The 18958-nt window shown below is 57.4% G+C and carries 15 protein-coding genes and 2 pseudogenes; 11 read left to right on the forward strand and 6 right to left on the reverse strand.

Annotation, left to right across the window (positions count from 1 at the left end):
• Nucleotides 1–252: 252 nt before the first annotated feature.
• The 3 genes and pseudogenes from VK92_RS40045 (at nt 253) to VK92_RS15350 (ending at nt 2006) form a co-directional block, all read left to right on the forward strand.
• Nucleotides 253–450, forward strand: coding sequence for a hypothetical protein (locus VK92_RS40045; RefSeq protein ID WP_122982900.1), 198 nt, complete (start codon nt 253–255; stop codon nt 448–450).
• Nucleotides 392–1010 (forward strand): annotated as a pseudogene (locus VK92_RS42935) (integrase core domain-containing protein); the annotation flags it as partial. The gene VK92_RS40045 and the pseudogene VK92_RS42935, both read left to right, overlap by 59 nt.
• A 690-nt stretch (nt 1011–1700) precedes the next feature.
• Nucleotides 1701–2006 carry an H-NS histone family protein gene (locus tag VK92_RS15350; protein WP_048028045.1) on the forward strand — a complete coding sequence of 102 codons (306 nt, stop codon included), beginning with the start codon at nt 1701–1703 and terminating at the stop codon, nt 2004–2006.
• Nucleotides 2007–3124: 1118 nt separating this feature from the next.
• Here the strand turns inward: VK92_RS15350 and VK92_RS15355 are convergent.
• Nucleotides 3125–4072, reverse strand: coding sequence for a toll/interleukin-1 receptor domain-containing protein (locus VK92_RS15355; protein WP_048028218.1), 948 nt, complete (start codon nt 4070–4072; stop codon nt 3125–3127).
• A 194-nt stretch (nt 4073–4266) separates the two neighbouring features.
• Between VK92_RS15355 and VK92_RS15360 the strand changes: the two genes are divergently transcribed.
• The 3 genes from VK92_RS15360 to VK92_RS15370 all read left to right on the forward strand — a co-directional run bounded on the left by VK92_RS15360 (nt 4267) and on the right by VK92_RS15370 (nt 10281).
• Nucleotides 4267–8316: a helix-turn-helix domain-containing protein gene (locus VK92_RS15360; protein WP_048028049.1), complete on the forward strand. Its 4050-nt coding sequence runs from the start codon at nt 4267–4269 to the stop codon at nt 8314–8316.
• A 105-nt stretch (nt 8317–8421) separates the two neighbouring features.
• A complete protein-coding gene (locus tag VK92_RS15365; protein WP_231616446.1) occupies nt 8422–9687 on the forward strand; it encodes an RES domain-containing protein in 1266 nt (421 codons plus the stop codon).
• Between the two features lie 267 nt (nt 9688–9954).
• Nucleotides 9955–10281, forward strand: a complete 327-nt coding sequence (locus VK92_RS15370; RefSeq protein ID WP_048028052.1) for an H-NS histone family protein — start codon at nt 9955–9957, stop codon at nt 10279–10281.
• A 241-nt stretch (nt 10282–10522) separates the two neighbouring features.
• Here VK92_RS15370 and VK92_RS43510 read toward each other — a convergent pair.
• A pseudogene (locus VK92_RS43510) lies at nt 10523–10675 on the reverse strand (IS66 family transposase); the annotation flags it as partial.
• A 289-nt stretch (nt 10676–10964) separates the two neighbouring features.
• Nucleotides 10965–11480 (reverse strand): type VI secretion system lipoprotein TssJ, encoded by a 516-nt coding sequence (gene tssJ, locus VK92_RS15380; RefSeq protein WP_082163785.1) that lies wholly within the window; start codon nt 11478–11480, stop codon nt 10965–10967.
• A 682-nt stretch (nt 11481–12162) separates the two neighbouring features.
• Here tssJ and VK92_RS15385 point away from each other — a divergent pair.
• The 5 genes from VK92_RS15385 to VK92_RS43515 all read left to right on the forward strand — a co-directional run bounded on the left by VK92_RS15385 (nt 12163) and on the right by VK92_RS43515 (nt 15290).
• Complete coding sequence (locus tag VK92_RS15385; protein ID WP_048028055.1) at nt 12163–12555, forward strand: hypothetical protein; 393 nt, start codon at nt 12163–12165, stop codon at nt 12553–12555.
• Nucleotides 12556–12920: 365 nt separating this feature from the next.
• Nucleotides 12921–13511 carry a hypothetical protein gene (locus tag VK92_RS41795; RefSeq protein WP_131723247.1) on the forward strand — a complete coding sequence of 197 codons (591 nt, stop codon included), beginning with the start codon at nt 12921–12923 and terminating at the stop codon, nt 13509–13511.
• 120 nt (nt 13512–13631) lie between these two features.
• Nucleotides 13632–14381, forward strand: a complete 750-nt coding sequence (locus VK92_RS15390; protein ID WP_048028057.1) for a DNA/RNA non-specific endonuclease — start codon at nt 13632–13634, stop codon at nt 14379–14381.
• Complete coding sequence (locus tag VK92_RS15395) at nt 14371–14637, forward strand: hypothetical protein (protein ID WP_048028059.1); 267 nt, start codon at nt 14371–14373, stop codon at nt 14635–14637. The genes VK92_RS15390 and VK92_RS15395 overlap by 11 nt, the downstream gene beginning before the upstream one ends.
• A 446-nt stretch (nt 14638–15083) precedes the next feature.
• A complete protein-coding gene (locus tag VK92_RS43515; RefSeq protein WP_423064348.1) occupies nt 15084–15290 on the forward strand; it encodes an NAD(P)H-binding protein in 207 nt (68 codons plus the stop codon).
• Between the two features lie 52 nt (nt 15291–15342).
• Here the strand turns inward: VK92_RS43515 and VK92_RS39010 are convergent, their stop codons facing one another.
• The 3 genes from VK92_RS39010 to VK92_RS15410 form a co-directional block, all read right to left on the reverse strand.
• Nucleotides 15343–16305, reverse strand: coding sequence for a helix-turn-helix transcriptional regulator (locus tag VK92_RS39010; RefSeq protein ID WP_165589113.1), 963 nt, complete (start codon nt 16303–16305; stop codon nt 15343–15345).
• A gap of 74 nt (nt 16306–16379) precedes the next feature.
• On the reverse strand, nt 16380–16979 hold the full coding sequence (locus VK92_RS15405; protein WP_131723248.1) for a hypothetical protein: 600 nt from the start codon (nt 16977–16979) through the stop codon (nt 16380–16382).
• 248 nt (nt 16980–17227) lie between these two features.
• Nucleotides 17228–18949, reverse strand: coding sequence for a tannase/feruloyl esterase family alpha/beta hydrolase (locus VK92_RS15410; protein WP_053077862.1), 1722 nt, complete (start codon nt 18947–18949; stop codon nt 17228–17230).
• Between the last annotated feature and the right edge of the window lie 9 nt (nt 18950–18958).

Here is an 18958-nt window from a genome sequence, read left to right on the forward strand (position 1 = left end):
GCGTTCGCGCGGCGCACATTGTTCAACGACAGCAACGCCCTCCCAGGAGGAGTCTGTCGGACAGTTGTTGGAGTAGCCCCGTGAATCTCAGGACACGACGATTCTCTTAAATACCGGATAGGTTTACGTGTCACGGGTCAGCAAATATGGAGCCAATCCGGGGGCCGCACATAGGTGCCAGTAGTGCGGGAGTAACGGCACGGCTCGAACTTTCCTAGTCGGTACGCTTTGTTCTTTTTGAACGGAGCGTCCATGGCCAATCGGAGGTTCGAATTGTTTGACTATCGCCAAGTCCTTGCCAGCATGCGGCAGGGCGACTCCGATCGCGACATTGCGCGCGGCGAACTGATGGGACGCAAGAAGCTCACGAGCGTGCGCCGCGAAGCCCAGCCGCGAGATGGTCGGTGCACCGTGCGTCAATCACAAACGGATCCACCGCGTGAAGCGTGAGCACCATTTTCTGCTGCGTCGACCTGGCGTGCGGCGGGACAAGTGGCAAAATGACGGCCGCGTGGCCGTGGACCGTAGCAATACGCTGCTGGTGTCCCGATGGCTTCGAGTTCCGATGCGACGGCAGCCCACGGCTGCGCGTCAGCTTTGCGCAGGACTGCTGCGACCATGGGAGGCTACACCGGTGACATGGTGCACGATGTGATGCTCAGGCTGTCGAAAGCCGCCTCCACGGCGCGCTGCAAACTGACAGCGAAATCGAATGGCTGAGCGACAACGGTTCCTGCTACATTGCCGACGAGACGCAGACGTTCTCGCATCAAATCGGCTTGAAGGCCGTCACGACACCCGTGAGAAGTTCGCAGCGCAACGGAATGGCCGAAAGCTTCGTCAAAACGATGAAGCGTGATTACGTTTCGTCGATGCCCAAGCTCGACGCAAGAACGGCGCTGCAAAACTTGGCTATTGCGTCCGACTACTACAACGAGCGCCACCCGCACAAGGCCCTGAAATACCGCTCGCCACGCGAGTTTCGCCAGCAAACAAATTCTCCAACCTAAGCGTGACCGCGTGTCCGGTCATGCAGGGGCAAGTCCAGTGTCTTAACTACCGCTTCGCCGCCCCTACCAACAGCCCCCCCGAAAGAGCGACGACAACCCATCAGACCCAGTCTCAACCCGAAATTCACAAAGCAATAGCTCGAGTTATAATTTTTTAATTTGACGCCAATTTTTACAAAACCAACCGAAGAATAACAAAGATTCCACCGATATACATTTTCCATGCAATTGATATGCGCACCAAATCCGATTTGAAACGATAAATCCTCGCATTGTTTCATATCAAGTACACATTTTCTCCTCAGACATAGACCGTCGCACCATCAAATTCATACGACCTCAGGTATGCCGGGATGTTCAGCATCAAAGTGCCGATGCCTGAGTTCGATACATAGCTCATACCTGCCGGTCACCAGACAGATGGTTCCACAATCTAGTTGGCCAGATCGTGAAGCTTACATCCAGCGATAACCGCCCCCCTCAGCCTGTGGACGCGACGTTCGTTTTCCGAACCGATCCAGCGAACATCGGGCTGTCTCAAACGTGAGACATTGCGGCTCAACATCTACAAAGCGGTGCTAATACATCGCACCAATTCTGACGTCCGCATCAGAATTCCCAATAAATATTCATCCCCTGCACCAGCGTGAAAACGCTATCATTTGTACCACACAACCAACGGAGGACTACATGTCCACTTACAAAGAACTAAAGGCCCAGATGGACGCGCTTGCAGCAAAGACGGAAGCTGCTCGCCAAGCGGAATTTCAAGCAGTTGTCGACGACATCCGCGCCAAGGTTGCCGAGTTTGGAATTACTGAAAAGGACATCTTCGGCTCACGTCGCAGTCGGTCGGCAAACGCTGCCAAGGCTCCCGTGGAAGCGAAGTACCGCGATCCGAAGACCGGAGCAACTTGGTCGGGTCGTGGCCGCGCGCCTGCGTGGATCAAAGAGGCCAAGAACCGGAATCGTTTCCTGATTCAGGATCAGGAGTAAGACGACTCGCCGACAGCTCGGTCGGGCAAGTGCCGCTCTCCATGGGCAGCCAGGACTTGCGTAAATCGCTTGGTGTGCACACAGTCCCCCTGAAAAACTGATGGATAGCCTAGCCATCAATACAGTGCCCGCCCGGTGATTTACGCGAGCCATTGCGACAAGCCTTCCGTCCGCAAAGCTCCGGTGCACGCTCCTGATCACGGGCCCAAACGAATGGCCTGCGCATCAGATTCTCGCGATCCTCGACGCGCCAAAGGAAAGGCTAGCCGCGATGCAACTCGACATGCCACCTGTCGGGGAAGCAACGACGGCGAACCTATCCGCCGCCCCACCGGCATCCTGCATTCGTGCAACCTGAATGCAATCAATCTCCCAATAGAGCGCCATCCGAGCAGCGCAGATCGCAGTCAGCAAGGTACCCAGCACGAAAGGTGTGAGCCCTGCACCGTCCTTCCTGGTCAGCCAGCCGCGCAGCGGCCCTCACGCCTGCGCAATGCACGGAGACCGCCCAATGCGTAAGGAAATGCATATGCTTACGTAAGCATATCTTTCGGTGAGGATATTCTCACTTTAGAAATGCTAGGGAGGATATGCTTATATAAGCATAGCTGGAATATCCGGAGCCCCTACCAGCGATTGCTGATGCTCCTTCCATCACCCTTTGATTGAATGATTCCGACAGACTTTCAGGTTACGGTTCTCTCTTCGCCACCGTACCGGACTGTCTCAACCTTACCCCCGTGGTCGTCCGGATTTCCCCAGCGCGCCACTGGTCTCCCCGTCCGCGCTGGCGGTCACCACCGAAGCTCTTCAAATGGAAGAGGCGGCCCTATCGTCGGGCGGCTCATGCTCGGCCGACGTGTGACATTTAAAGTATATCGTGGAATTCGATGCATCATCGACAGAAAATCTAGAGATAGGACTGTCCGAAAACCAATGAACCAAAATACATCCAGCAATTAATACCCGTTTTCGTCAAATCAACCTCGAAAAATATTTTCGATTCATCCTTGCGCCAACAGCACTCGCCACGCAAATCGACTCAAAACACGGTCGACCCTGGGGTGCGACCTGCTGTGGCGACAGCGGGTTCACTCCGCGATACCGCTGGCACACACTCAGGACTGCGCCCGCTCGATGAACAGCGCCCAGAGGAACTCGGCCACCCCCTCCTGGGACAACTGTTTGTCGCGCTCGCCATTCCACGCCATTCCCATCGGCTTGAAGTGCAACGATTGCTCGCCCGCCTGCGGGGTCAGCATCTCGTTGTAGGAACCCGACGACGCCGACGAGTCGTACGAGAACGCAATTCCGTTGGTTCGCCCCAGCGAATCGGTCCGAATGGAACACTCTGCGATCTTCCTGCCGCTGCGATAGAGGACCGCCGTCATTCGACGCGAGTCGATACGCTCAAAGGTGCCGGTCACATCGCGATTGCGCTCACCAACAGCTTGAACCGAGCCTTCGAAAAATCGACAGGTGAACTCAAAAGTCGAGCGAACGAAGTCGTCCGCATCCTTTTCCGTGAATTCCTGCTTAAGCCGCAGGTTGCTTGAACGGGGCAGACTGGACACATCCACAGAACGCCCCAATGCGGCCGGTTTCGGCGTCCCTGCTTTCGCCACGGCGCCGCTCGCTTCGACTGCCTGACGAACTTGCCGCGCCGCATCAGCGAGCGCCTCATCCCTGTCGGGCCACGAGGCGACTGGCTTGCCGTCACGAGGAGCTGCGAGTAGCTTGCCGAAAGGCGCCCGGGTCCAGTCGCAATGGCGCAAGATGACCGGAATGACCCGCGCCTCTCCAGCGCTATGGCGCTCCATCGCCCGCGCCATCTCGCGCGAATAGCAGTACGCCGAGTTGATGAAGTCCGAACTCACCAGCAGCAAGATGATGTCTGCGGTCTCCAGTTTGCTGAAAATGGCATCGTCGATTTCCTCCCCGGCGACGATACGTCGATCGTGCCAAGCATCGACCAGTCCTTCGTGCTTAAGTAAGGCGAGGTGAGCCTCGAGCTCGTTGCGGAGAGTCTCGTCCTTGTGGCAGTACGAGAAGAATATGGTTGCCATACGGTGCGACTCCAGCGGCAGATGCATTCATTAGAAACGACCGAGCCTTCGAGCAGACCAAGGGGTTCCCTGAACTCCAGATCTCGCGGCTCGAACCAGGACAGCGCCATAGCACCCTAATTACTGAAAGTCCCACGACGAGGCTGCATGCAGATACAATACACTATCAAATGTGTGCGTGAAAATATACACCCATGCCAGACAATCGGAAAGATGCTGCCTATCCTGCGTTCGGCGAACTGCTGACTCGACTCCGCATCGGGGCCGGATTCACGAAGCAGCAAGAGCTGGCGACAGCCCTCGGTGTAACCCAGCAGTCCGTGAGCCGATGGGAGAAGGGATTCGCTCGCCCCCGCTCGAATGACATTCCAGCATTGGAGCAGTTGGTCGGAGCACGAGAAAACGAACTCCTGGTGGCCGCCGGATACCAAGCAGCGCCGGCAGATCTTCGCGCCGAAACGACGACCTCATACGACCGGCCGCTCCCTCTCTCTGCCCTGTCACCCGAAGTATTTGAAAGCTTCTGCGCGGCCCTCCTGGACCGCATATACCGGCCGCTCAAAGGCAATGTGCGGCGCTATGGGGGCACGGGACACAAGCAGCACGGCATTGACATTGTGGCCACTGGGCCGTTCGGAACCCATTCGTTTCAGTGCAAGCGGGTCACCGAGTTTGGTGCCCAGAAGGTTCATACAGCCGCGGCTGAGCAAACCTATGTCGCAGATCTCAAGGTGCTGCTGCTATCCAGCGTGGCGAGCCCTAAGTCACGCGATGCAATGGATGTGCATCCGGGTTGGGAGCTGTGGGATCGGGAGGACATCACACGAAGATTTCATACCCTCCCACTTACCGATCGACTGGATTTGGTCGACCGCTACTTCAATGGGCAACGCCTAGATCTACTTGGTATTGATGAACCGAGTCCCATCCAAGCCCCGGAAGCCTTCTTCAAGCCGCTTCTAGTCCCCGACCGCTTCTTCAACCACTCCTGGGCCCTTATTGGTCGCGATCCGGAGGTTTCACTGGTTGTCGATTCTGTTCGAGACGATTCAGTGGTCTTAACCTGCCTCGTTGGCACGCCGGGGGCGGGGAAAAGTCGCGTTCTGCGTGCGGTCGCCGAGCAACTGGCAAATCAAACCTCCCTGCGAGTTCGATTTGTATCGCCCACCGAAGAAGTCAAGTCACACCATCTAGACATGCTGCGCGACAGTCGCGGCGGCGTGACCGTGCTCGTAATCGACGATGCTCACGAGCGCGACGACCTAGCCATACTTATTCGACACGCAGCCATACCCGACAATCACACACGGCTGCTGCTATCGCTTCGCCCCTATGGGAAGGAAGCACTGCGGCTTCAAGCTGCGGACGTGAGTCTCCTGGGCCCATTGGTCCGATTTGTTGACATGCAACCGCAGACGCGAGACCAGGCGCAGGCGCTGGCCGAATCTGTACTTGCTGCATGCGACGGCCCACACGCGGCTGCAGCTGAAATTGCGCGAGCGACATACACGACACCGCTGGTCACTGTCTTGGCAGCCCAGTTGATCGCACGCAATGACGTGTCACTGGCGCTGTTGGGTAACGCGGATGAATTTCGCACCTATGTGCTGTCTCGCCTGCAAGACGTCATTGCTGTCACCCTGGTCACCGGACAGGACGTCGCGAAGCTGAAGGCTGTCCTTCGAGTCATTGCACTCCTTCAACCCATCATTCCGGACGACCCAAGCCTGCTCGACATCCTGTCGAAGGCCGAAGGGATTGAGCCATCCGATGCGAGTCGACTGATGCGTCTGCTCGGCGAGGCGGGGGTTCTATTCAAGCGAGGGGTCCGCTCGAGGCTCGCCCCAGACCTATTGGCGGATGAGATTATTCGCTCGAACTACCTCAGCGAAAATGGCACCGCAAACGATCGCGTCATTCAGATATTCGACCTCGCGGGTACCGAACACCTGAAACACTTGTTCGCCAATCTTGGGCGATTGGATTGGCGCCTACGCGATGGGAAAACGGACGACAGCGCACTACTGACCAGCCTCAGCCCTAAGTTGCGTTGGGGGGAGAAGTATCACAACCCACACGTCGAAGCTGTCGAGGTTGTCGCGTACTATCAGCCGAGATTCGCTCTCGATTTTGCGAAGAGGCTTATCTCGGAGGGACACGGCGCTAGCTCGTCGGTCTGCAACATGATCCGCAACGCTGCGTACACCTACGACCACCTCCAGGAAGCATGTCACCTCCTGTGGACGGCCGGCCGCAAGGATGCCCGCGCCCTACATCAGCAAGCTAACCACGGAATTCGCCTCCTCAAGGAGCTGGCTCAGTTCCAGCCGAATAAGCCAGTCGAATACGTGCGTGAGGTTATTCGCTTCGCGCTCGCACTTCTCGATCGACCAGCTTCGCTCAACTCCGCCTATACGCCCTTCTCCATCCTTGAAGGGGCTCTCAACACCGAGATGGAGGCGACAAGCTATTCGCGCGCGACCTACACCATTACTCGCTATCAACTCCCCTTGAAGGATGCTCAGGCAGTCAGAGATGAGATAACGGGGGCGTTGTTCAAGTATCTTCGAGAAGGCTCGCCTCGCCGAGCATTTCTCGCTGCGCAGACACTGGGCCAAGCCTTGCAAGGACCAATGCATGGGGACACTCCCGACCATGCTTGGATGCAAGAGCATCAGAAGCTATTGCAAGAACTTCGGGTTGTACTACAAGAAGCCGAGGTATCACCCGTCGTACTCGTTCGCCTCGCACAATCCGTCTCCTGGCATGCGTTTTATGGCTTGCCGGAGACGGCTGACGAGGCTCGCGCCATCATCGCTCTGTTGAGCCGAGACTTGAGGACGCAGCTCACCCGTGCGTTTATTGACGGGTGGGGAATTGAGACATGGGAGCTCAGTGAATCGCATGAGCGCGAAGAGCACAAGAAGGATTTTGAGCGTCTGACGGTTGAGCTGGCAGCCAATTTTCCAGATGCGGGACGCCTGTTAGATGAGTTGCATGACTGCCTGCAGGACATCGCGAGCATTGCCCCTGCGGGATATGGCTCGCCCTTCATCCTCATGAACCTCCTGCTCAGCAACGTGCCCAATCTCGCCACTGAGCTGCTCCTGAGGAACAATCAAAACGATGCCGGCCTTCTCGCTCCGTATGTCGGCAAGGCTTTGAGCGTAATCGTCGAGACTGGAAACCTAGAATTGATAGAAGGCTATGTCGCCCGCTCGGTGGGTTCTGCCGAGGTATTAGGTCAGCTCGCGGAAGCATACGCGCGAATTGAGCCTTCACGCCCCTACACCGAGCCAGAAGTAGCCCTGTTCAAGCGCATCTTCGAGTCGAAAGACCCGACTGTCCTGCGAATCGCCTCGAATCTCGTGCGTCAGGTAGCCCACAGGAGCCCTGCCCTGGCAGTCGAGCTCATATGCTTAGCGGACTTTGAGGTCAATTTGAGCGCGACCCATGACATGTTCATGTGGATCGCCGGCGGCGACACTATTCCGCAGGGAGACGTCGACCGCAGGCGAAGCGATCTCTTGAAGAAACTGGTCATGTTGAAGTCACTGGACGATCATTGGCTTCAGGAGTTCCTCACGACCTCAATTCAAGTGAACCCCGCCGCGGTCATCTCCTTAGTCAAGGAACGCCTCATCGAGGCAAAGCGCAGGAAAGATTGGTCCTACGTGCCCCTGCACAAGCAACGCAATGGGAATGGGATTGGACTCATGGGCGCGGAGGCCGCACCACGGCTTCTACGAGAGCTATTTGACTGGGCGCTCAATGAGTCGCCGAACGCCCTGAGAGTCAACCAGTTCGGTGAAGCAGTTTCCTGCCTATGCGGCAGCCACGATGAGCAACTGCTCGACCTACTTCTTTCGTGGATGTCGTCCGGATCCGAAGCTCATAGCGTAGTCGCAGCTAACGTACTGCGCGCGGGCCAACCCTCCCTCATTTATGAGCATGCGACGTTCGTCCGAGACATTCTGAATGCAGCAGAACTCATCAGCGACGATGCGCTGGTCAATATTCGATCAGCGATCTCGGCGGCAGCCCATTCTGGCCCGCGAGCTGGAGCTCCCGGCGAACCGTTCCCAGAGGACGTCCGCCTCGAGCAACACTGCATGCAAATGCTGACGTCACTGAGCCGCGCTGAGCCTGCATTTGAACTGTATGACGACCTACTGAGGTACGCTCGCTATGCTATTGAACGCCAACGAAAATCAGATGCAGCCTTTGAGGACGAAGATGACTAGTTGTCGCACACGTTGACAGCTACTGCGCTCGAGCACGAGCTAACGGCGTCACCCTGCAATGAATGAACCCATCTTCAGAGAAACCAGATGATTTGTGTGGATTGCGTGAAACCTATTCCGCTCAAGAAGCTGATAGCGGCGAACGGGCGAGCAGACACTTGCCAGTATTGCAATCAGGTAGCCACGGCACTCGAGACAAAGATCGTTTTTGACTACGTCTACAACCGGGTTAAGGAAAACCTCGCTACTGAGGATGGCCTGTCGGATTTTGAATATGGAATGCTATACGAGGGAGGAGCCGACGACATCCCCGTTGAAACGATCGACATAGTGCTGGGAGAGTGGTTTGATCTGGATAACGAACCGTATCTCAATGACCTCTGCGAAGGTGTGCCACAGGAGTTCAAGACCAATGCGCGCGGCGAGGAAACTCACTTCTATGGTGACGACGGGCTTCTGGAGCGGAATTTCTACGAAGGAAAATGGTCGAAGTTCATTGAGGACATTAGTCATACACACCGGTTCTTCAACCCGATTGCCCGTGACTTTCTCGAAGAGGTGTTCTCCTTTCTATTGACCGCTCAAAACGAGTTGAAGCCCGAGTGCGTTAGGGTCTTCAATCAAGGTGAGGAACTCTTCCGAGCTCGCAACGCTGGTAGCCCAGAAGAGGCGAAGGACATGCTGGAGAACCCTGCAAGCTTGTTCGGTCCGGCACCAAAGAGGCGAGCCGGCAGTCAGCGGATGACTCCAATCGGGATTTCGGCTCTGTACTGTGCTCTCGACCGAGACACGTGCCTGAGCGAGATCAGGTCCATCACTGGTGACAATGTCGTGAGTGTTGCCCTCACGCCCACCACTGAGTTGAAATTGCTGGATTTGACCAAACTGAACGAGGTCGAACCGCCACCGCTCACCCTTCTGGATGAAGGTTACCTCGATGCGCGTCACTTGAAGACCTTCATCACCTCATTGGTGAAGAAAATGTCCAGACCCAAGGGACGCAACGACGAGCTCCGCTATCTGTCCACACAGGTTGTCTTCGAATACTTGCGGCTTCGCTTCGGCTCTCAAGTTGACGGCCTGGTCTTCCCCTCCGTACAAACCGGTGAAGCAGGAACAAACGTGGTGCTGTTCCCGGAAGCCAGCGTCATCAGCGCGCAACCATACGTTACCCCCGATGACGCGAAGAAAATCGATGGTTTCAAGGGGAATGAGAACTTTGAGTCCGACGCCAGACTAGCCGTCATTGCTGGCTCGATCCGATTCCACAAGATACTGGCAATCGAGACCAAGGCGAAGGAGTACCTGAGCCTGCATAACCTATACATGGACGATGTCACTCGCAAACGCATGGGTCCGCTGTTTGGCTAGTCCGATCGAGAAAAACGAGGCCGACGGCAGCTGTGCAATCACTCGCTGCGGCGCTCGCACGTCAATTCAACTGAGCGAAAGATCAGACCATCCCAAGAACTGAGCTGCTCGGTCCGAGGCGTACCGTACGTGCTCACGGCCATACCCGCATAGATTTTCGGCTTAGAACATGTTTGAGTTACGATCTTGGATTCACCTACGACAACCAGAATCGAACTGAACTGCAGCCCAACAGTCACATAAATAGTTCGATCAAGACACACCTTCATGAACAACCCTACTATTCGCGAGCTGCAGAAGCAGCTCGGGCAACTGAATCTCCTCGTAGACGAGGTCAAGCAACAGGAAAAGCAAGCCAAGCTCAAACAGCTCGCCGATGATGTCAAGGACTACGGCATCACGGAAACCGAGTTGCTCCGCGCAGCAGGCTTTATAAAGGCCAAGCGCCAAAAGACTCCTGCGAAGTACTACGATCCTGACACGGGGCAGTCTTGGTCTGGGAAAGGCTCCCGCCCGAAGTGGCTCGTCGACAAGAATCTGGACGACTACCTGATTCGGGAGACACCTCAGCCATGGTGGCCAGAAAAGAAATAGCAGAGAATCGCGCTCCGATGTGACCGTAAGCGCGTCCCTTGGGCCGTGTCGACAGTGTTGAATACGCGCCCGGTTTCGTAAATCGCCTGGTACCCGCCGTACGCATCGACCTGCAACGTACCGTTGAACGATTCGAAATGCTGCTACGGATGGATGCCCTTGCGGTCGGGTGTATAGGCGAACCATACGGCCGGCGGCGTCATGTCGGCCGAGTTCCGATCGTCGTGCCCATAGTATCGCCGGCACGCAGTTTCGTGGCCATCATGACGTGCCGGCGTAAGGCGTCGACCAGCGGTCGCAGTAGGTTCGCGCCATGGCCCACCCATTGGGCCAGCAGCGAGCGCTCCAGATCGACGCCCTCGCGCGCATAGATCACCGACTGGCGGTACAGCGGAGGTGATCCCGATCTTTCGATGTGATGTCGTCATCTCAGTGCCGCACCGGAACAGTGTGATACGCGTGACTCAAGATCGCGCTCAGCGACGCCCAGGTAGCGAGCCCCGCGACAGCAACCACGGCAACGGTCCGGAACAGCATTCTGCGCGACCCGGTTGCCTCCTGAGGGGGCTCGCTCTGTTCGGCGGTCCGCTGAATTGAGACTCGCTTGAGGTCGCCGATGCCGGCGCTACATTGATGTTCACTCATGGACGCTTCCGTATTCCTGTTGTGGGACAATACTTCCCTCAGCCTTCATCCTGCGTGCCAGGCTGCGCTGAGGGTTTCGGCTTTGGCGCCGACGCAGGTACAGGTGGCGTGCTCTGCAGTGGCGCGGACCGCGTAACTGGCTTGTCTGTCGCGTCGACCAGGATCAAAGCGTTGTCGCGCACTTCGATTTTCACCGGATCGGTTTTCTTCCACTGCTTCTTGGGCACGGCCAGCTTCCAGACCGCCCCGTCGCCCGGCTCGCGGAAAAACGCCGCGATCCCGACCACCTGAGCATCGGGATTCATCGGTTCGTTCACGCTAGCGCTGGCGCCGGGCCCCAACACCACATCCTTGGTGGCGAGCAGATCCGCCTTGAGCGCATCAAGGTCATTGGTCTGCAGCAGGGTGTAGTCGAGTTGCTCAAAGGTCTTCGCATCCTTCAACTGATAGACGCGCACCACAACCGGTAACGATTGGCCTTGCTCGTTCTGGTTGAGTGCTGCACGGCTAACGACCGAACTCGGGTGTTTCAACACATCCTGAAGGGTTCGCATGGCTGCCGTTGAATCGAGGGGTTAGACACCGGCACGCTCGCCCATTCACACGCTTTAGGGATGCAGTGCCACTACGCCCTCGCGAGTGAAGCATACGTTCAGCCAAATGAACATGCACCCGACTCCAATCTGACACTCCATCACCTTTGTCGACACGCCTAAAATGAAATTTTACAATTCTCCATATTTATTTAACCTCAAATTAATTAATTTTTCATATCTCTCAATTTAATATTCCAACCAAGCCACGGCCCGACTTTAAACGAAGATCTCGCGATTCACCCACTGCCCGCCTATGGATTCGCTTGTCGTCGCTGCTTGGGCGGCAGCGCTATAAACGCGCACGACGAGCCATTCACCAGCCTGTCTTTCGCAATAAAAAAGGCCGATTCGATTTATCGAATCGGCCTTTTTTTGCCATCTTACCAACCAGCCATTTGTACTTCAAAGCGCGCCGTATTTCCGGCCCGGCGCTGGCGAGTCCCGACTCCCACTTCAAATATCGCCGCCACCGACCCAGGTTGCGACGACGGACGCAATCTAACATGGCAATCCCGCACAACATTGCAAAAGATGGTCAGTCGCCGATGACACCTCCCTGCAAATGGCCTCATCATGAATCGCCATTCTGATTCGCACGCACAACAGATACGACGCTTTTTTCGACCTTTGGTTTTTGATCATGCGCAAATACTCCGCCACTACTCGCGGCGACGCTGAAAAAATCCTCGCCGTCATGGAGCGTGGGTGCCGATATTCAGCCGCCGCCCTAGCCGCCGTCAGTAAGGTTCCCACGGTCCGTCTGCGCCAAGCGCTCGGTCATTTGACCGAGGCGCGTCGCGTCGTTTGTCATGTCGACCGCAAGCGCAATCAGTACGCGCTCCCGGGAGTCAGTAGCGCGCAGCCTGCGCCGGAACTCTCCGCTCGACTGACGACCCACCTGACCGGATACGACCAGCAGGCCCGCCAGTTTGCGGCCTTGTGCATGCTCGCGCGCGCGCCGGTCACGACGATCCCGTCCCACGAAGCAACGGACGAGAAACCTGCCCCGTGCGCACCATCTAAAACACGCTGATGCGTTGATCTCGTTTTGCTTTCCTGCAAAAAGTCGAAGAGGACGACCTCATTCTGTCTCACCGGGGGCGTGACCACGCCGACCGCTGTCCCCGCGCGCCACGTACCGTGACATTTTCCGCCAAGACTCCCTCGCTGTAGAAGTCTCGCGCACTACGCTCTCAGAGTTTGAAAAAGGATGGCGGAACATTGATCGTCACCCCTTGATACCGCTGCTCTAACAGGCCGCTAGGCACGACGGCTCACTCAAATAACAAGCAGTACTTCGCCTATCACCACGCCTAGTCATTAATTGAGACCCATCGAGATTCTAATAACGTAATTTCGAGTGTATTCTGACCTTCCCTGAATCAGGTAACGACGAACATGCCCGCGCTCGAAATCATTCTTGACGGCGTTACGACCGTAACGGTTAGCACCGGCGAGCTCACCATGCTTACCGTGAACGTTGACGGAACGGTTATTGACGAGGCCCTCGCATCTCTGAACGTCTCCGGTGGCAATTACTCTGAAAGCGGGTCATCAACGTACCTCACTTGGGTTGCCCGTACACCGCTACAGGCCAACCAGCAAGTCCGCGTAGTATTTCGTCAGCATGGCCAATCGTCCCAGCCAGGCAAAACCATTGCTGAGCTATATCCAGATGCGTCTTCTGCAGCACAAACCGACTTCACCCCGACGGCGAAGATGTTCGAGGAGATACGGGCTACGCCGAAGGTTCGAGAGGGGTTTGCTCTCCACTGTCGATTGTCCTCTGGAGCATCCTTTGTCGGTGAAACCATGTCCGGTGAATTCGGCTTTTCGTTGTTGATCTTCTGGGACGCTAGACACCCGGAACGGGCAAGAGTGTCACTCCATTCCTACTCACTTGGAAGTCTCGATGCCAGAGGTCCGCGCCGCCATCTACTCAAAGAAAACATGACCTTTGGCGACTATGTTGAACTTCGAGTAGCGTAAAAAGTTCCGGATTCCGTTCGTTCGCCCCGCAACTTGTCGAAGGCGAAATTACGCACCGACAATGCGATCGGCGGAGAGTTCGGTCGTATACTTTGCAGCCCCACACTCAATGCGGTTTCAATGCGACAAATCCTCGTCTGCGCGCTGATGGTCCTGGCCACGCACGCCTTTGCTTCCAACTCCTGTCCGCAATTCAGTCCGAAAGGCAAATCTCCAGTCGTCGTCAATCCGCGGATCGCTGCGAAGACGCGTCTCCTGTGCTATTCCGATTTCGAGGTGTTGCACTCGAGCATCACGCACGGACCGCTTTGGTCAGCCGAGCACCTGACTCGTTCTCACCTGGCTGCGGCTACGAGCGAGATCCGCACGAATCGGTTCTTCGAGGAGCCGCGGTTGCCTAACGGAGAAGGCGCACGACTCACCGACTATCGCAAAAGCGGCTACGATCGAGGACACATGAGCCCGGCCGGTGACCGCTGGAATGATCGTGCGATGGCCGAATCGTTTACGCTCGCGAATATGGTGCCGCAGAACCCGACGAACAATCGTCACCTGTGGGCACACATCGAGGAAGCCGTTCGCAGAATCGGTCTGCACACGACAGACACTTATGTCGTCACAGGGCCGATGTTCAAGGGTGCTGAATTGACGACGATCGGCAAGAGCGGCGTCATAGTTCCGACGCAGATTTTCAAGGTAGTCTATGTTCCTCAGAAGCGGCTCGCGTTCGCGGTCGTCGCGAACAACACGGCAGCCAAGCGCTACACGCTCGCGACGGTACATGAAGTCGAGTCGCAAAGCGGCTTGCGATTCCCTGGCATTCCGGAGAAGTTGAAGGACACCCGCATCGGAGGTCTGAATGGAGTTTAAGGCGTTTGCAGACGACTCAACCGTCGTGAACATTCACGGCGACGCGTTCACCGTGACCAACGATCCTGAACGCATCGTGCTGTCGGGCACCCTGGAGCTGACGCGCGACAAACCGGGGCTCATCGCCGCACTTGTGCTACAGCGGACCATCGCGAGCATCGTAGACGTGCTACAGCAAGATCCAGCGCTGCCCGAACACGTCCGCGATGAGCCTGCTGCGCCGAGGGGTAAGATCAAGAATCCGTTCGAAGGGTGATCGGTGACATAGTATGCGGCGGGCAAGGTCCGCGCCTGACTCTTACGCCGACGGTGCCCAAAACCCTGGGCGCCGTCGGCATTACCCACTGGCGCCCCTGTAGGGGGTATCCTGCATCCCACTGCGACGACTGTATATCGACCTTGCTCAACCACACGAAATGCCCGTGTTTCCACTAAGTGTTGCCGAGGGTCACTGAGCTTCCACGAAAGACACTGGATTTCGATATGTCGGCTGAGATCTTTCATCGATTCGATAAATCGACGGTTGAATCCGCTGTCAAGAGGTGGCGTTCGCGAAATGGCCAACGACGCAGTTCCTTTGGCCGGCTCGCGTCGAACCGGACGGATGATCGATCGACGCGAAAATGGCCTGAACTGCCACTCGGCTACCTGCCGCGCTCATCAAGCTCACGATGCGCAGTACTTATCAAGACATGATCGGTCTTGCAAGGGCCGATCCGTTTCCCGCAACTTGATTGGACAATGGTCAGGTCTGCTGTGTTGAAGAATCGCCCCGCCTCGCAACAACTCGATGTCGGCTTGTGCAGTCACACCAAGCATTCACTGATGGTCGCCCGGGAAGACTTGGCTAAGTTCATGTTTGAACAAATCGAAAACCGCCACGCTCTCGAAGTCAGCACTCGACGATAATTTTCAGGAGTAGACAGAAGTGGTATGCAAGCAGCCGACCGGGCGTCACCGTTCAAAGGTCGGTCGGCACTGACACCTCGTGCTGTTGCCTATAGTCCTGCGGCGTGCAGTGCATCAGGGTTCTGAACGCTTGGCTGAAATGGCTCGGCGAGCCGAAACCTAGGCGGTGGGCGATGTCGCCGATCGACCATTCGGGCTTGTTGAGCAACCATGTCCTCGCGAGACCGATGCGTTCCCGGGTCAGGTAACGATGCGGCGGCTGTCCGAAAGTCTGCCGGAACATGCGGCAGAAATGGTGGACGCTAAGTCCTGCGACATCGGCGAGTTCGCTCAGCTTCAGCGGTTCCTCCAGGTGCTGCTGAATGTGTTCGGCAACCCGGCGTGCGACATGGGGCGCCAAGCCTTTCGACGTCCGGGGTGGCGTGAACGTGCCGCCGTCGAGGGCGCGCAACAGGTGAATGGCCAGCGCATGAGTCAGTGTTTCTAACAGAAGAGGCGTGCCTTGGTCCATCTCTAGCAAGAGCGCTCGCCCGAGGAGAACCATCTGCGGATCGGCTTGACCGGTCGCGATCGCTGGCAACCCATCGGTGGGCCACCGCAGCCCGGATTCGCAGGCGATACGCTCAAGATGTTCAGGCGGGCAAGCGAGGTGCAGGGTATCTAGGGCCCCGCCGCCAGGCTGATAGACCGAATAGGTATCGCAGCCTGGCGGAACCGCAAGCACAGCCCCGGGTTCAGCGAGGCTGTCGTGCCATACACCCGCCAGCCGCACTTGGGCGCGGAAGGTTCGGCCGACGTTGACCGCTAAAGACGCGATGTTTCTCGGGTCGCCGTGGAACGGTAACGATGGCGGCTGCGCGAGCGTGATCGAACTCAGCACCATTCCGCACGGGAGGAGTCCGTCCGGGGTCACCAGCGCAGAATCATGAACTTCGGTCGCGAGGTCGCCGCGCCGCATATGAAACACGCCCTGGCAAGCTTCCTGCGTGGGGCGGAGTAGCAAGGTAGGTTTCACACTCGTCTTGTCCAGCCCAAAAAGAATGCATGCCCACGCAGCAGCACCGAGCCGCCCAGACATGGGGCGACGCATCATGAACCGCTTCGAATTTCGGAGAGTAACGCGGCGACATCCGGTGGGAAACCCGGGATGGCCCTTGGTTCGCCGTCACGGTCTCTGTACAGCAGGAACGGAGTGGCCCGGATACCGCGGGCCGCCATCCAGGCGTTGTTCGCACGGACCCTCGATGACGCAGTGTTGCTCGTCGGCTCGGCCTCAATGCCGCCTTGTTCGGCCGCGATGTCGAAGCGGATTTCGTCTCGTACGAGCGCCGCTGCCGGATCCTTACAGCCGACAATCGCAGCGGCTCTGCCGATACCTTCAGGCTTAAGAAATGCGACTTGGATCACGTGGACCTTGAGTGCCCCGCCCTCGACCTTGGGCCGCAGCGCCTCAAACAACATATGACAGTACGAGCAGTCTGGGTCGAACAGCGCCCACAACTCTTTACGCGCCGATGTCATGCCCCAGAGATAGCTATGCGCCTCCGCGGCATCGTGGAGCAGTTGAGCTGTGCCCAGCGGTTTAGCAACGTACGTTTCCGCCGCGATTTTCGCGATAATGCGCCCACTGGCATCGAACAAATCCTTCGACGCGTAAGCGATCACGTCATGACCAAGACTGAGTTGCAATGCGAACCCATCCAAACCCTTTGGGCCCGGAAAAGCTCTGAGGATGTGGGCATGGCCGTGGCTTACTCGCTCAATGGCGTCGACAACTGCCTTAGGTACCTCGAAAGCGCGCGCGGAGGCTGCGCATGCGCAAAACGCCGCGGTGAATGCAATGGGTTTGTATCGCATAAGGCAGAGATGGCGAGGACGACTCGACTTGCGCCACGCGCGCGGCGGGCATCACGTGCCCGTCGCACGAACCGGAAAGATCACTGGCAAACGAAACTGTTCGCGCTTTCCAGATCTGTCGCGCCTGCCTTTAGCACCGCCTTTTGCGGCCATGCGCAGATCGGCCTAGTGCGGTTGACGGACCAAGATTTCGGCACATCGGGATTGCCCGCGGACACACTGGCCAGAATGCTGTCTGGCGGGGTGCCTTGCTCCACCCAGGACACGAGGGCTTTGAACGATTCGAGATTGTCGGTCGCAACCCCACCACCGCAGTGGTTCATACCAGGCACGACAAATAGCCGGGCGTAGTTGGCGGCATTAGGATCTGCTGCGACAACGTTCTTGTACCAGTTGATCGTGTGGTTCACCGAAAACACGGGGTCGGCGGCTCCGTGGAACACGATCAGCTTGGTGCCATGATTCTTCAGCGCCGTCAGATGAACCCGATCGCTTGGGAACATCAGCGCCATCGGCGAGATCGGGAAAGTCGCGCTGGTGCCATAGATCAGGTTGTTGACATTGTCGACGTTAAACGACGCCAGGTAACTCGCGGAATTTGCCGGCGTAACCACAGGGGTCGCCGGCGGAACCGAGAACACGTCGCCTAGGGACATCGCGCCAAGCACCGGATTCAACGTGAATTTCCACGGTTGCCAGCCAACAAAGGGAATCGTTCCGGTGATCCCTGGATCCCAGGGCCAGTTGTCGTAGACCAGGTTTCCAGCGCTGTCGCGTGCGCCCGCGAAGACGTTGGACAGCGCGCTTTTTTGCGCGGCGCTCAGACAGGTGCCATTCGGCGTTGCGCCGGCCGCGCATTGCGGAACGTCGGTCGCGAAGTTGAAGGTCTTTTGACATGCTGCCATGTCGTCGACCATGCCGTCGGTCGCGCCGTCAAGCGCGTCGCATTTGGCCAAAATCGCGTTGGAGACCAGTTGCAGATCCTGCTGAGTGAAGGCGCCCGTGATTGCTCCGGTACCATCCTGGCCGCTTCCCGGGATGGTCAGGAACTGCTGCGAGTCGTACTGCTCTTCCGCTGCGGCCGCGGGAAGATCGAGTCCGGGATCGCCAGCGATGATCCCGTCGAACTGATCCGCGTCGAGCGTTGCTGCGATCAACCCGGTCTGCCCCCCTTTAGAGCAGCCGACGTAATACGAGCGGCTGGGCGCGCTGCCATAGAACTTATTCACGATGGCCTTCGCCAACGGCGTCCATGTGCCGATCGCGTTGTAGGCATAGTCGGTTCGGGCCTGCGGATCCAGCCCAAATGTTGTATCGAAACTGGTTGGGTCGTTATGCCCGCCGTTGCTACTTGCAACGGCATAGCCCAAACTCAATGCGTTCGTCGTTTGCCCTCCCCCGAGCCCGCCGAGGGGCGCAAAAAATACGCCGTCGGTGCCGGCATCGCCGGAATAGAAAAATTTCCCGTTCCAACCGGAAATGGGCATCTTGATATCGAACCCGATTGCGTAGGACTTTCCATCGACACCCGTTCGCTGGTTGATCTGGCCAACCACATCGCAATGCGCCGGGTATCCTTGCGCAGTGCCCGCTGCGTTGGCTGGGCTCGCTGGCAGAAGTTGGGCCGATGTAACCGCGAGGCCCGGCAGGTTCAACGCTGCGGTCGTCAGGGCCGTGCAGTTCATCTGCTGCACCTGCGGCGCCGTAGGTGTAGAGCTGTCGCCACCGCAGGCGGACAGGGCCAATGTGGCAGCAGACGCCGCCGTCGCGGCCACCCTTTTGGTGAGCTTGTATTCGGTCATGTCTCCTCC

The sequence above is a fragment of the Burkholderia sp. LK4 genome, from assembly GCF_001043615.1.
In the GTDB taxonomy this organism is placed as follows: domain Bacteria; phylum Pseudomonadota; class Gammaproteobacteria; order Burkholderiales; family Burkholderiaceae; genus Burkholderia; species Burkholderia cepacia.